The sequence below is a fragment of the Pseudomonas sp. DY-1 genome, assembly GCF_003626975.1.
GTDB lineage: Bacteria > Pseudomonadota > Gammaproteobacteria > Pseudomonadales > Pseudomonadaceae > Metapseudomonas.
In genome coordinates, this window is sequence record NZ_CP032616.1 from 4234727 (window position 1) to 4247898 (window position 13172).

At 65.0% G+C, this 13172-nt stretch carries 13 protein-coding genes; 8 read left to right on the forward strand and 5 right to left on the reverse strand.

Annotated elements, in window-relative coordinates; genetic code table 11:
* Positions 1 to 128: 128 nt before the first annotated feature.
* Positions 129 to 1688 (forward strand): SulP family inorganic anion transporter, encoded by a 1560-nt coding sequence (locus tag D6Z43_RS19995; protein ID WP_120653808.1) that lies wholly within the window; start codon positions 129 to 131, stop codon positions 1686 to 1688.
* Positions 1689 to 1761: 73 nt separating this feature from the next.
* Here D6Z43_RS19995 and aroE read toward each other — a convergent pair whose 3' ends face one another.
* Together aroE and hemF are read right to left on the reverse strand one after the other, a co-directional pair.
* A complete protein-coding gene (aroE, locus tag D6Z43_RS20000) occupies positions 1762 to 2589 on the reverse strand; it encodes a shikimate dehydrogenase (RefSeq protein ID WP_120653809.1) in 828 nt (275 codons plus the stop codon).
* The gene (gene hemF / locus D6Z43_RS20005; RefSeq protein WP_120653810.1) at positions 2586 to 3506 is read right to left on the reverse strand and encodes an oxygen-dependent coproporphyrinogen oxidase; all 921 of its coding nucleotides are present in this window, start codon (positions 3504 to 3506) and stop codon (positions 2586 to 2588) included. Before hemF ends, aroE begins: the two co-directional genes overlap by 4 nt.
* 135 nt (positions 3507 to 3641) lie before the next feature.
* On the opposite strand from hemF, the gene D6Z43_RS20010 reads away from it, so the two are divergent.
* Complete coding sequence (locus D6Z43_RS20010) at positions 3642 to 4619, forward strand: NADPH:quinone reductase (RefSeq protein ID WP_120653811.1); 978 nt, start codon at positions 3642 to 3644, stop codon at positions 4617 to 4619.
* Here the strand turns inward: D6Z43_RS20010 and D6Z43_RS20015 are convergent.
* The 3 genes from D6Z43_RS20015 to D6Z43_RS20025 form a co-directional block, all read right to left on the reverse strand.
* The gene (locus D6Z43_RS20015) at positions 4609 to 5163 is read right to left on the reverse strand and encodes an L-threonylcarbamoyladenylate synthase (protein ID WP_120653812.1); all 555 of its coding nucleotides are present in this window, start codon (positions 5161 to 5163) and stop codon (positions 4609 to 4611) included. The genes D6Z43_RS20010 and D6Z43_RS20015 overlap by 11 nt on opposite strands.
* Positions 5164 to 5205: 42 nt before the next feature.
* A complete protein-coding gene (gene dprA, locus D6Z43_RS20020; protein ID WP_120655316.1) occupies positions 5206 to 6300 on the reverse strand; it encodes a DNA-processing protein DprA in 1095 nt (364 codons plus the stop codon).
* A gap of 84 nt (positions 6301 to 6384) precedes the next feature.
* Positions 6385 to 7410, reverse strand: coding sequence for a LysM peptidoglycan-binding domain-containing protein (locus D6Z43_RS20025; protein WP_120653813.1), 1026 nt, complete (start codon positions 7408 to 7410; stop codon positions 6385 to 6387).
* A gap of 141 nt (positions 7411 to 7551) precedes the next feature.
* Here D6Z43_RS20025 and def point away from each other — a divergent pair, with 141 nt between their 5' ends.
* The 6 genes from def (at position 7552) to D6Z43_RS20055 (ending at position 13163) form a co-directional block, all read left to right on the forward strand.
* Entirely contained in the window at positions 7552 to 8058 is a 507-nt protein-coding gene (gene def, locus D6Z43_RS20030; RefSeq protein WP_120653814.1) for a peptide deformylase, read from the forward strand.
* A gap of 54 nt (positions 8059 to 8112) precedes the next feature.
* Positions 8113 to 9060, forward strand: coding sequence for a methionyl-tRNA formyltransferase (gene fmt, locus D6Z43_RS20035; RefSeq protein WP_120653815.1), 948 nt, complete (start codon positions 8113 to 8115; stop codon positions 9058 to 9060).
* Complete coding sequence (gene rsmB / locus D6Z43_RS20040) at positions 9057 to 10367, forward strand: 16S rRNA (cytosine(967)-C(5))-methyltransferase RsmB (protein ID WP_120653816.1); 1311 nt, start codon at positions 9057 to 9059, stop codon at positions 10365 to 10367. Before fmt ends, rsmB begins: the two co-directional genes overlap by 4 nt.
* An 11-nt stretch (positions 10368 to 10378) precedes the next feature.
* Positions 10379 to 11752 (forward strand): Trk system potassium transporter TrkA, encoded by a 1374-nt coding sequence (trkA, locus tag D6Z43_RS20045; RefSeq protein ID WP_120653817.1) that lies wholly within the window; start codon positions 10379 to 10381, stop codon positions 11750 to 11752.
* 155 nt (positions 11753 to 11907) lie between these two features.
* Positions 11908 to 12231 (forward strand): tetratricopeptide repeat protein, encoded by a 324-nt coding sequence (locus D6Z43_RS20050; protein ID WP_120653818.1) that lies wholly within the window; start codon positions 11908 to 11910, stop codon positions 12229 to 12231.
* Positions 12232 to 12416: 185 nt separating this feature from the next.
* Complete coding sequence (locus D6Z43_RS20055) at positions 12417 to 13163, forward strand: SDR family NAD(P)-dependent oxidoreductase (protein ID WP_120653819.1); 747 nt, start codon at positions 12417 to 12419, stop codon at positions 13161 to 13163.
* Positions 13164 to 13172: the final 9 nt, after the last annotated feature.

The following is a 13172-nucleotide window of genomic DNA, read 5'->3' on the forward strand; positions in this document are numbered from 1 at the left end:
AGGGGCAACTGCCTCCCTGTAGGGGCGAATTCATTCGCCAAGGATCGCGAAGCGGTCCCTCGACATCCTCTGGCAGACCTCCGGTCTGCTTGGCGAATGAATTCGCCCCTACAAGAGCCTGGCCGGACGTGAAACTCACCCACCTCCTCCCCTTCCTCACCTGGCTGCCCGCAATCCGTCCACGCGGCCTGGGTCGCGATGCGCTGGTCGGCCTGACCGGCGCCATCCTCGCTCTGCCGCAGTCCATCGCCTACGCACTCATCGCCGGACTACCCGCGGAGTACGGACTTTATGCCGCGGTGGTCCCGGTAATCGTCGCCTGTCTCTGGGGTTCTTCCCGGCACCTGATCTGCGGACCGACGGCGGCGATCTCGGTGGTGCTCTTCGCCAGCGTCAGCCCGCTGGCCCTGCCGGGAAGCCAGCAATACATCAGCCTGGTCCTGCTGCTGACCTTTCTCGCCGGTGCGTTCCAGTGGCTGGTTGGGTTCCTGCGCTTCGGTTCCCTGGCCAACTTCGTCTCCCAGTCGGTGGTGCTCGGCTTCACCCTGGGCGCAGCTCTGGTGATCGCCCTTGGCCAGGTGCCCAACCTGCTCGGCCTGGCCAACCTGGAGGGGCGCGCCACCGCCTGGCAGAGCGCGCTGGACCTGGCCGGGCATGTACGCGAGGCGCACTGGCCATCGCTTTGGGTGGCCGTTTTTACCCTCGGGCTCTCGATCCTCGTGCGCAAGCTGTGGCCTCGCCTGCCGGCGCTGCTGATCGGCATCAGCGGCGGAAGTCTGCTGGTGCTGGCCATGCCGGTCACCTTCGCCAGCGTCGAGCTGGTGCATCCCTTCAGTGGCAGCCTGCCGCCGCTGGCCTCGATCCGCTTCGATGCCGAGGACGTGCTGCGCCTGCTGCCGTCTGCCGTGGCCTGCGGTCTGCTCGGCCTGGTCACCAGCCTGTCCATCTCCCGCGCACTGGCCAGCCAGTCGCGGCAGGTGCTGGATGCCAACCAGGAAACCCGCGGCCAAGGTCTGTCCAACCTGATCGGTGCCTGTTTTTCCGGCTATCTCTCGGCGGGCTCCTTCACACGCTCGGCGCTGAATCTCCAGGCCGGTGCACAGTCGCCGCTCGCCGGGGTGTTCTCCGCCCTCTGGGTGGCGCTGTTTGCATTGCTGGGTGCACGGCTGATCGCCCATATCCCACTGCCCGCCATGGCGGCGAGCATCCTGCTGATCTGCTGGGGTCTGCTGGATGGGCGCGGTGTCCGCCAGCTGTGGCGCGTCAGCCGGGCGGAGTTCGCGGTGATGGCACTGACCTGCGCGGCCACGCTGCTGCTGGAACTGCAAACCGCCATCTACGCCGGTGTGCTGGCGTCACTCTTCTTCTACCTCAAGCGCACGTCGCAGCCACGGGTGCTGCAAGCGCAGGAGGGGGATGCTGAGATTTTGCGCATCGAGGGATCGATCTTCTTTGGCGCCTGCCCCTATCTGCAGAAGCTGATCCAGCGCAGCCGCGCCGGGCGTCTGGTGCTGGATGCGCACCATGTGAATTTCATCGACTTCGCCGGGGTGAGCATGCTTCACGACGAAGCACGGCGACTGGGCGGGGAAGGGCGAAGCCTGGTGTTGCGCCGTGCCCGGCCGCAAGTGGAACGGGAGCTACGCAAGCTGGAAGGCGAGGGCAGCGGCCTGTTGATCGAGGGGTAGCAGGGCCGCGACCTTTACTGTGGGATCGAATTCATTCGCGAGAAAATTCGCTCCCACAAAGGGAGGGAAAGGCTCAAGCCTGCGCCAGTTGGCGACGCAGTTCGGCGAGTACCGGAGTGCTGTCGGGCAGCACTCCACGCCACAGCAGGAAGGCTTCGGCAGCCTGTTCCACCAGCATGCCCAGGCCGTCGAGCGTACGCGCGGCGCCATGCTCGGCGGCCCAGCGGTTGAAGGCAGTCATTTCCTTCCCGTACATCATGTCGTAACAGACGGTGTGGCCAGGCTTGATCAGGCTCGGTGAAATTGGCGGCAGGTCGCCGGCGAGGCTGGCCGAGGTGCCGTTGATGATCAGGTCCACAGGCTCTTCCAGCCAGTCGAAGCCGCTGGCGGATACCGGCCCGAGCTCGGCGAACAGTTGGGCCAACGCCTCGGCCTTCTCCACGGTGCGGTTGGCAACTACCAAGGCAGCTGGTTTCTCGGCCAGCAACGGTTCGATCACGCCGCGCGCGGCGCCGCCAGCGCCAAGCAGGAGGATGCGCTTACCGGCCAGATCGAGCCCGGCGTTGCGGGTGAGGTCGCGCACCAGGCCTGCGCCATCGGTGTTGTCGCCGAGGAGGCTGCCGTCATCCAGCCGCTTCAGGGTGTTCACCGCGCCGGCGCGCTGGGCACGGGCGCTGAGGCTGCCGGCCAACTGGTAGGCCTGCTCCTTGAAGGGCACGGTGACGTTGCCGCCCTTGCCGGTTTCGAAGAACCGCCGTGCGCAACCGGTGAAGTCGTCCAGCGGCGCCAGCACGGCCTCGTAGGTGAGCGGCTGGCCGGTCTGCTCGGCGAACAGGCGGTGGATCAGCGGCGACTTGCTGTGGCCGATGGGGTTGCCAAAGACGCAGTAGCGATCAGTCACAGCCCTGCCTCCCCGAGCCAGTCGCGATCCTTGAGGAAATACTCGGTCAGGCGCGCTTCTTCAGTGCCCGGTTCCGGCTTCCAGTCGTAGCCCCAGCGCACATGCGGCGGCAGCGACATGAGGATGGACTCGGTACGACCGCCCGACTGCAGGCCAAACAGGGTGCCACGGTCGAACACCAGGTTGAACTCTACGTAGCGGCCACGACGGAAGGCCTGGAACTCACGCTGCTGTTCGGTGAAGGGGGTGTCCTTGCGCTTCTTCAGAATTGGCAGGTAGGCCTCCAGGTAGGCATCGCCGATGGCGCGCATGAAGGCGAAACTGGTATCGAAGTCCCACTGGTTCAGATCGTCGAAGAACAGACCACCGATACCGCGCGGCTCATTGCGATGCTTGAGGTGGAAGTAGCGATCGCACCATTCCTTGTAGCGCGGGTACACATCGGCACCGAAGGGCGCGCAGGCGTCGCGGGCAATCTGGTGCCAGAGCACGCAGTCTTCCTCGACGGCGTAGTAGGGGGTCAGGTCGAAGCCACCGCCAAACCACCATACCGGCTCTTCACCTTCCTTCTCGGCGCAGAAGAAGCGCACGTTGGCGTGGGAGGTGGGGATGTGGGGGTTTTCCGGGTGGATCACCAGGGACACGCCGAGGGCCTGGAAGCCACGGCCGGCCAGTTCCGGACGATGAGCACTGGCCGATGGCGGCAGGCTGGCTCCGAACACATGGGAGAAGTTCACACCGCCCTTTTCGATCAGTCCGCCGTTCTCGATTACCCGGGTACGGCCGCCGCCGCCAGCGGGACGGGTCCAGGCGTCCTCGATGAATTCAGCCTTGCCGTCCTCGGCCGCCAGCGCGGCGCAGATGCGGTCTTGCAAATCGAGCAGATAGGCCTTCACGGCCTCGATACGGTCAGTCACGTGGTCAACCCTGGCAGCGGTTAGGTGGCGGAAAAATGAGCAGGCAAGCATACCACCGCGCAAGGGCTGTCGTGGCTTGACGGGAATCAAGGCGAGGCGTTGGATGGGAGCTTTTCCGACCAGGAGGTTGCAAGCATGGCCAAACGCATCCAGTTCTCCGCCTACGGCGGCCCGGAGGTCCTCGAATACGCGGACTACCAGCCCGGGGAGCCGGGACCGCAAGAAGTGCGCGTGCGCAACCGCGCCATCGGTTTGAACTTTATCGACACCTACTATCGCAGCGGCCTCTACCCGGCGCCGAACTTTCCCACCAGCCTGGGCACCGAAGGCGCCGGCGAGGTAGACGCCGTGGGCAGTGCGGTCACCCAGTTCAAGGTGGGGGACCGGGTCGCCTACGCTACCGGCCCGCTGGGCGCCTACAGCGAGTTGCACGTACTGCCTGCAGACAAACTGGTACGCCTGCCCAATGGCATCAGCTTCGAGCAGGCGGCAGCGGTGATGCTCAAGGGGCTGACCGTGCAATACCTGCTGCGTCAGACCTACGAGCTGAAGGGTGGCGAGACTATCCTCTTCCACGCGGCAGCCGGCGGCGTCGGGCTGATCGCCTGCCAATGGGCCCGCGCTCTCGGCGTAAAGCTGATCGGCACGGTCAGTTCGGCCGAGAAAGCCGCACTGGCCAAGGCCAACGGAGCCTGGGCGACCATCGACTATAGCCACGAGAACGTGGTGCAAAAGGTGCTGGAACTCACGGACGGCGCCAAGTGCCCGGTGGTCTACGACTCTGTGGGCAAGGACACCTGGGAAATCTCGCTGGACTGCGTGGCACCGCGCGGCCTGATGGTGAGTTTCGGCAACGCCTCGGGACCGGTGACCGGGGTGAACCTGGGCATCCTGGCGCAGAAGGGGTCGCTCTACGTCACCCGGCCAACGCTGTTCGGATACGCCAGCACACCTGAACGCCTGCAGGCCATGGCGGATGAGCTGTTCGCGCTGATCGCCGATGGCCGCATCAAGGTGGAGGTGAGCCAGCGTTTCGCCCTGGCTGACGCAGCCAAGGCGCACACTGCCCTGGCCAACCGCCAGACTACCGGCTCCACGGTGCTTATCCCCTGAGCACGCGTCCGCTGGCCAGGTCGCGGATCACACTGGGGTTACGGCGTCCCCCGAGGGCGCCTCCCAGCACTGCGTCCAGGGTGTCGCCGAAGTACTGCTGGACCCGCAGACGCGAGTAGGCGGAAGGACGGCCGGTGGGATTGGCGGAAGTGGATACCAGCGGCCCGGTGAGGGCGCAAAGGTCACGCACCAGCGGATGGTCGCTGACACGCAGGGCTACGCTGTCGTGCTGCCCGGTGATCCACTCGGGGAGCAGGTTCTGGTGCGGCACCAGCCAGGTGTTAGGGCCTGGCCAGGTGCTGGCGAGCTTGTCGATCCAGGCGTCCGGCAGACCTTCGAGGAGGAAATCGAATTGGCGAATGTTGTCTGCCACCAGGATCAGCCCCTTTTCCACAGGACGTTCCTTGAGCGCCAGCAGGCGATAGACCGCATCCTCGTTCCAGGGATCGCAGCCCAGACCCCAGACCGCCTCGGTGGGATAGGCGATCACTCCACCTTCACGCACGACCCGCGCCACTTGCTGCACTCGCCAACTACTGACCATTCCCCGTACCCCACAAAACTGGATCGGCAAAGTGTACAGGGCTCAACCTTGGCGATGCACCCAGCAACCGGCCTCACGGGCTACGTGCCCCTGCAGCTCCAGGTCGGTGAGTTCGGCGAGCAGGCGAGGCAGCTCCCAGCCGCTGATCGCGGCAAGCCCTTCGCTGCTGTAAGGCGATGCGCGCAGCAGGTCGAGCAATGGATGGGCCTCTGTCGCCAGGACTTCGGTCCCGGCAGCGGAAGCCACGGCCTGCCAGCCACGTAGCGCTTCGAGAATGTCTTCCACCTTCTCCACCAGTGCCGCGCCTTCGCGGATCAACTGGTGACAGCCGCGCGCGCCGGGGTGGTGGATGGAGCCGGGGATGGCGTAGACCTCGCGCCCCTGCTCGGCCGCCAGCCGCGCAGTGATCAGCGATCCACTGGAGGGGCTGGCTTCCACCACCAGGACACCAAGTGACAAGCCGCTGATGATGCGATTGCGCCGGGGAAAGTTGGATGGCTGGGGTGGGCAGTCCAGCGGCAGCTCGGATACCAGCGCGCCGCCTTCTTCGACGATGCGCGTTGCCAGGCCACGATGGCGATTGGGATAGATGCGCTCCAGCCCGGTGCCAAGCACCGCGACAGTCTTGCCGGCGACATCCAGCGCGCCCTGGTGGGCGGCGCCGTCGATGCCAAGGGCCAGCCCGCTGGTGATGACGAAGCCTCCTCCCGCCAGGCTGCGGGCGAATGCCCGGGCAGTATCCAGGCCCGCCGCAGAGGCACGACGACTGCCGACCATAGCCAGTTGCGGGCGCTCCAGAAGCGATGCGTCACCGGCGACATACAGCAGTGGTGGAGCGTTGCCGATTTCGGCGAGCAGAGCAGGGTAGCCAGGGTCGTCCCAACAAAGCAGTTGTCGGCCGGAGTGTTCCTGCCAGGCCAGGGCACGGGCCGCGGCATCACGGATTTCCGGACTGCGCCGACACTCGGCGCTAGCCTCCGGCAGGCGCAGGGATCGCCAGGCAGAGGCCGGGGCACTGAGTGCCGCCGAGGCGGAGCCGAAGGCTTCGAGCAGACGACGGAAACGGGAAGGGCCCAGTTCGGGAAGGTGGTGCAGGCGCAGGCGAGCTTCCAGCTCGGCGGGGGAGATTGATGACACGTCGATCGGTCCTTGATCGCGCCGCTGATGCGGCAGAACGGCCATCAATACAACAAGCCCCCGCAGGGCGGGGGCTTGGAGGTGTTACGGGTTGTGTACCTTGTCCAGCACCGCCAACTGGCGGGTGGCGGCCAGTACCAGGCCGTAGCTGAGCTTGTCGTAGGTGCGGAACACCATCAGCAGTCCTGCACGCTCGTCAGGGATCTTGATGAACTCGTCGGTGACGCGGTCGCGCACCGTCTCGCCGGTCTTGTAGACAGCCAGCACGTTGCCTTCCACCAGGCCGTCACGCTTGCCCTTGTTGATGGTCACCACATCGAACTGGCCGATCTGGGTCACGCCGCGCGGTACATCGAGGATCACGCCGCTGATGTCGCGCTCTGGTGCGCTGGGCATGAAAGTGGAGTTGATAGCGCGTTCCTCGGTGGGGAACAGACGATCGCCCAGACGGACTTCCTGGGTGGAGCGGGTCAGCTCCAGAGTGCCGATGTCGCCTTCGTCCGCCACCATCTCGCCGCCGCCGATGTCGTCGGCATTGATACCGAGGAACTCCTTGGTTTCCGGGTCCACATAGGTCTTGCCCTGGCGGAAGATGCCGTAGACCGGTTGCTCGTGGGAGAAGTTGCCACGGGCATAGACGCGGTCACCGGCGCCACTCACCACGCGCTCGGCATTGCCGGCGACGATGTAGGGTGCGGCCTGGAACTGCTCGGGATCGTCGACGATGCGGTTGGTCAGCAGGAAGGCGTTGATCGCTTCCAGCGGAATCGCCGGAATGGCTTCGGCCATCGGCGTGCTGCGCACCTGCGGCGACAGCTTGATGGTGCCGCGGGACGCGCCACGATTCAGCATGAGGCGCGGCTGACCATCGACGTAGACAAGGCTGAGCACGTCGCCGGGATAGATCAGGTGCGGATTCTCGATCTGCGGGTTGGCATGCCAGATCTCCGGCCACTTCCACGGCTGGCGCAGGAACTTGCCGGAGATATCCCAGAGCGTGTCGCCCTTGACGACGGTATAGCGCTCCGGATGCCCGTCCTTGAGTTCCACCGCAGCCTGGGTCAGGCCACTGGCGGCCAGGAGCAGCAGGGCGAGTAGTGATTTCCTCATGCGGTGAATCCCTTTATTATGTCCGTTCACATGAAACGCCCTGAGAGCCGCCCCAACCGGGCTCTTCAGCCGTTTTTCGATGCTGCTCACCATCTTAGCAGCGGATTTTCAACATATTCCACAAGTGCATCACAAACGCATATGGCGATTCTGAACATTCTCGAATTCCCCGATCCGCGGTTGCGCACCATCGCCAAACCGGTGGATGTGGTCGACGACTCCATCCGCCAGTTGATCGACAACATGTTCGAAACCATGTACGCCGCCCCCGGTATCGGCCTGGCCGCGACCCAGGTGAACGTCCACAAGCGCGTGGTGGTGATGGACCTGTCGGAAGACCAGTCCGAGCCTCGGGTCTTCATCAACCCCGAGTTCGAGTCCCTGACCGACCAGATGGACCAGTATCAGGAAGGCTGCCTCTCGGTGCCTGGCTTCTACGAGAACGTCGATCGCCCGCAGAAGGTCAAGATCAAGGCGCTGGACCGCGATGGCCAGCCTTATGAGCTGATCGCCGAAGGCCTGCTCGCCGTGTGCATCCAGCACGAATGCGACCACCTCAACGGCAAGCTCTTCGTCGACTATCTGTCGTCGCTCAAGCGTGATCGCATCAAGAAGAAGCTGGAAAAGCAACATCGCCAGCAGGCTTGATTCCCTCGATTCCAAAGGCTTGCTCCGGCAAGCCTTTTTCGTTAGCGAGTACCCATGACCGAGTCACTGCGCCTCGTCTTCGCCGGCACCCCCGAGTTCGCCGCCGAGCACCTCAAAGCCCTGCTGGGCTCCCGCCACCAGGTCATCGCCGTCTACACCCAACCGGACCGTCCGGCCGGACGCGGCCAGAAGCTGATGCCCAGTCCGGTCAAGCAACTGGCTGTCCAGCACGGCATCCCGGTGCTACAGCCGCCGACCCTGCGCGACCCCGCTGCCCAGGATGAACTCAAGGCCCTCGGCGCTGACCTGATGGTGGTGGTGGCCTACGGTCTGATCCTGCCGCAGGTGGTGCTCGATACGCCGCGACTGGGTTGTATCAATAGCCACGCCTCGCTGCTGCCGCGCTGGCGCGGCGCCGCGCCGATCCAGCGTGCGGTGCAGGCGGGTGACGCAGAAAGTGGCGTTACCGTGATGCAGATGGAAGCCGGCCTCGACACCGGCCCGATGCTGCTCAAGGTCACCACGCCGATCTCGGCCTCCGACACCGGCGGCAGCCTGCACGATCGCCTCGCTCAGCTCGGCCCGAACGCAGTCGTCGAAGCCATCGAAGGCCTGGCTGCCGGAACCCTGAAAGGTGAAGTCCAGGACGATGCGCTGGCCAATTACGCGCACAAACTGAACAAGGACGAGGCGCGCCTCGACTGGAGCCGCCCGGCTGTCGAACTGGAGCGTCTGGTGCGTGCCTTCAATCCCTGGCCCATCTGCCACACAACCCTCGATGGCGAACCGCTGAAGGTGCTGGCTGCCGAGCCGGGCGAAGGCAATAGCCAGCAGCCCGGGCAGATCCTCGCCGCCTCCAGGGACGGCCTCACCGTAGCCTGTGGCGACGGCGCCCTGCGCCTGACGCGTCTGCAACTACCTGGCGGCAAGCCGCTGAACTTCACCGACCTCTTCAATAGCCGCCGCGAGCAGTTCGCCGTGGGCAAGGTGCTCGGCGCATGAATCCGCGTCTCGCCGCCGCCCGCGCACTGGCCGCGGTACTTTCCGGCAAGGCTTCCCTGGGCGGCAGCCTGCCGCCGCAGCTGGACAAGGTCGACCCTCGCGATCGCGCCCTGGCCCAGGACCTGGCCTTCGGTGCTGCCCGCTGGCAACCGCGCCTCGCCGCCCTGGCCGAACGCCTGCTGCAGAAGCCTTTCAAGTCCGCCGACAAGGATGTGGAAGCCCTGCTTCTGGTCGGCCTCTACCAGCTCTTCTACACCCGCATCCCCGCCCATGCCGCCATCGGCGAAACCGTCGGCTGCTCGGACAAGCTGAAGAAGCCTTGGGCCAAGGGCCTGCTCAATGCCGTACTGCGTAACGCCCAACGCCAGGGCGAGACGATCCTCGCCGAACTGGAGCGCGACCCGGCGGCACGTACTGCCCACCCACGCTGGCTGCAGAAGGCGCTCAAGGCGGCTTGGCCGGAGCACTGGGAAGCCGTCTGCGCGGCGAACAATGCCCATCCGCCGTTGATCCTGCGGGTCAATCGCCGGCATGGCAGTCGCGACGACTATCTGACCGAGTTGCAGCAAGCCGGCATCGCCGCCGAGCCCTGCACCTTCAGCCGTGACGGCATCCGCCTTGTCGAAGCCTGCGACGTGAAGACCTTGCCGGGCTTCGTCGAAGGTCGCGTCAGCGTGCAGGACGAAGCCGCACAACTGGCCGCCGATCTGCTGGAACTGGCGCCCGGGCAGCGCGTGCTCGACGCCTGCTGCGCGCCCGGCGGCAAGACTTGCCACGTCCTCGAGGCCGAACCCGGCCTCTCCGAAGTGGTGGCAGTCGACCTGGAAGAGAGTCGCCTGGTGCGCGTGCGCGAGAACCTCGCACGACTCGGCCTGGCTGCCAGACTGATCGCCGCCGACGGCCGCAATACCGCCGACTGGTGGGACGGCAAGCCGTTCCAGCGCATCCTGCTGGATGCACCCTGCTCGGCTACCGGCGTGATCCGTCGTCACCCGGACATCAAGCTGACCCGCAAGGAAGAAGACATCGCGGCGCTGGCCCAGCTTCAAGGCGAGCTGCTGGACGCCCTCTGGCCGACCCTGGAAGTCGGCGGCGTGCTGCTGTATGCGACCTGCTCTACGCTCCCACGGGAAAACAGCGACAACATCGCCGCCTTCCTCGCCCGCACTCCTGGCGCCCGCGAGCTGGACATCCCCGGACCGTTCGGATTGAAACAACCCCATGGCCGCCAATTGCTGGCGCAGGAAGACGGCCACGACGGTTTCTACTATGCCAAGCTGATCAAAATCGCCGCTTCAGCGCGATAAGGGAACTAGCAGTGAAGATCATCATTCTCGGCGCGGGGCAGGTCGGTGGCACCTTGGCAGAACACTTGTCGGGCGAGGCCAATGACATCACGGTGGTGGACACCGACGGCGACCGCCTGCGCGACCTCGGCGACCGTCTCGACATCCGCACCGTCCAGGGCCGCGGCTCATTCCCAACCGTGCTCCGCCAGGCCGGCGCCGATGACGCCGACATGCTGGTAGCGGTGACCAACAGCGACGAAGTGAACATGGTCGCCTGCCAGGTCGCCTACACGCTGTTCCACACACCTACCAAGATCGCCCGGGTGCGCGAAGCGGCCTACCTCACTCGGGCTGGCCTGTTCGATAACGAAGCCATCCCGGTGGACGTTCTGATCAGCCCGGAACAGGTGGTGACCAACTACATCAAGCGACTGATCGAGTATCCCGGCGCGCTGCAGGTGATCGACTTCGCCGAGGGCAAGGCCCAGTTGGTAGGCGTCAAGGCCTACTACGGCGGCCCGCTGGTGGGCCAGGAGCTGCGCCAGATCCGCGAGCACATGCCCAACGTGGATACTCGCGTTGCCGCCATCTTCCGCCGCAACCGGCCGATCCTGCCCAAGGGCGATACCGTGATCGAGGCCGACGACGAAGTCTTCTTCATCGCCGCCAAGGCCCACATCCGCGCCGTGATGAGTGAGCTGCGCCGCCTTGAAGACAGCTACAAGCGCGTGGTCATCGCCGGCGGCGGCCACATCGGTGAACGCCTTGCCGAGGCCATCGAAAGCCGGTACCAGGTGAAAATCATCGAGATGAACCCGACGCGCTGCCGCCATCTGTCCGAGGTCCTCGACAGCACAATCGTGCTCCAGGGCAGTGCCTCCGACCGCGACCTGCTGGTAGAAGAAAACATCAACGACGCCGACATCTTCCTCGCCCTGACCAACGACGACGAGGCCAACATCATGTCCTCGCTGCTGGCCAAGCGCCTGGGTGCACGCAAGGTAATGACCATCATCAACAATCCGGCGTATGTGGACCTGGTGCAAGGCGGCGACATCGACATCGCCATCAGCCCGCAGCTGGCCACCATCGGTACGCTGCTGACCCACGTGCGCCGTGGCGACATCGTCAGCGTGCACTCCCTGCGCCGCGGCGCGGCGGAGGCCATCGAGGCCATCGCCCACGGCGACGCCAAGTCGAGCAAGGTGGTCGGCAAGATGATCGAGGACATCGCCCTGCCGCCCGGTACCACCATCGGCGCCATCATCCGTGACGAGGAAGTGCTGATCGCCCACGACGACACGATTATCGAGTCCGGCGACCATGTGATCCTGTTCCTCGTGGACAAGAAATACATCCGCGACGCCGAGCGTCTGTTCCAGGTGGGCCTGACCTTCTTCTAATAGCCCGTCTACGATCAGCTGCGCGTCGCGCCCTGCAGCATTGGAAGCAGGTTCGGATTGCTCAGTTACAGCCTCTAAACTCCGCGTCCTCGCCTGCTTCTGCCTTGCATGGCCCTAGCTCGCAGGATCGTAAACAGCCTCAAGGGGAACGCACCATGCTCGAAGGACTGGAAAAGATGCTGGCCAAGGGCGTGGACAACGCCCTGCTGCGCTTCGGCCTGGGCAAGGGTTACCTCGACCAGGGCGACGCGGCCAAGGCCGCCCTGCACCTGCGTCGGTGCGTGGAGCAGGACCCGAAGTACTCGGCTGCCTGGAAGCTGTTGGGCAAGGCGCTGGAGGCCCAGGGCGACTTCAGCGCCGCTCGCGAGGCCTGGACCCAGGGTCTTGAGGCCGCCAACGCCCATGGCGACAAACAGGCAGAGAAGGAAATGACCGTGTTCATCAAACGCCTGGACAAGCGCGGCGGCTCGCCAGCCTGATCGCTTGCACAGAGTCAAAATGACTCGAAAGTATGTCCAAGTGACTCTAGCAGATGAAGTCATTATGACAACAAAACATCGTAAGCTATTGATTAATAAAGCCTGAATATCTGGCCCGCCTTTTGTTTTCCTGGCTTGCGTCGTGGCCCTGCCACGTCGACCTCTTACAGGAACAGGAACGAGCCATGTCACAACACGAATTCGAGAATCGCCTTGCCGTCGTCACCGGTGCCAGCTCCGGTATCGGCCTTGCCGTTGTAGAGCGCCTGCTGGAGCGAGACGCGCGGGTCCTGGCGATGAGCCGTCGGCCGGGTGAGCTCCAGGCGCTGCAAGCGCGCTTCGGCGAGCGGCTGTACTGGCAAGCCGGTGATGTTACCCAGGCCGGTGACCTGACCGCGCTGGCGCAGACGGCACGGGACCTGGGTCCCGTCCACTACCTGGTACCCAATGCCGGGATCGCCCGCCTCGCCGACGGCCTGGATGCCTCCGCATTCGACCAGCAATGGGCGATCAACGGCGCCGGCGCGATCGAAACTCTGGCAGCGCTGAACGATGAGTTAGCGACGCCTTCCTCGGTAGTATTCATCGGCACCTTTCTTTCGCGGGTGAGCTTTCCCGGCCTCGCTGCCTACATCGCCTCGAAAGCCGCACTGAAAGCACATGTGCGTACCCTTGCAGTGGAACTCGCACCCCGTGGCGTGCGCCTGAACATGGTTTCCCCCGGCCCGACCGCCACGCCCATCTGGTCCAGCCTGGGCCTGGGAAACGACGAGCTCGCGGCAGTGGCCGAAAGCGTCAGCCAACGCTTGCTCGGAGGTCGCTTCCTCGAACCGGGCACCGTGGCCGACACCATTCTCTTCCTCCTCTCGCAGGCCGCGCGCGGTCTTCATGGCCAGGACCTGGTAGTGGATAGCGGCTATACCTTGCGCTGAATGCAGATG

Coding starts and splice junctions, on each gene's coding strand:
- rsmB (WP_120653816.1), top strand. CDS start 9,057: ATGAATCCGCGTCTCGCCGCCGCCCGCGCACTGGCCGCGGTACTTTCC.
- def (WP_120653814.1), top strand. CDS start 7,552: ATGGCGATTCTGAACATTCTCGAATTCCCCGATCCGCGGTTGCGCACC.
- D6Z43_RS20010 (WP_120653811.1), top strand. CDS start 3,642: ATGGCCAAACGCATCCAGTTCTCCGCCTACGGCGGCCCGGAGGTCCTC.
- D6Z43_RS20055 (WP_120653819.1), top strand. CDS start 12,417: ATGTCACAACACGAATTCGAGAATCGCCTTGCCGTCGTCACCGGTGCC.
- fmt (WP_120653815.1), top strand. CDS start 8,113: ATGACCGAGTCACTGCGCCTCGTCTTCGCCGGCACCCCCGAGTTCGCC.
- D6Z43_RS20015 (WP_120653812.1), bottom strand. CDS start 5,163: ATGGTCAGTAGTTGGCGAGTGCAGCAAGTGGCGCGGGTCGTGCGTGAA.
- D6Z43_RS20050 (WP_120653818.1), top strand. CDS start 11,908: ATGCTCGAAGGACTGGAAAAGATGCTGGCCAAGGGCGTGGACAACGCC.
- D6Z43_RS20025 (WP_120653813.1), bottom strand. CDS start 7,410: ATGAGGAAATCACTACTCGCCCTGCTGCTCCTGGCCGCCAGTGGCCTG.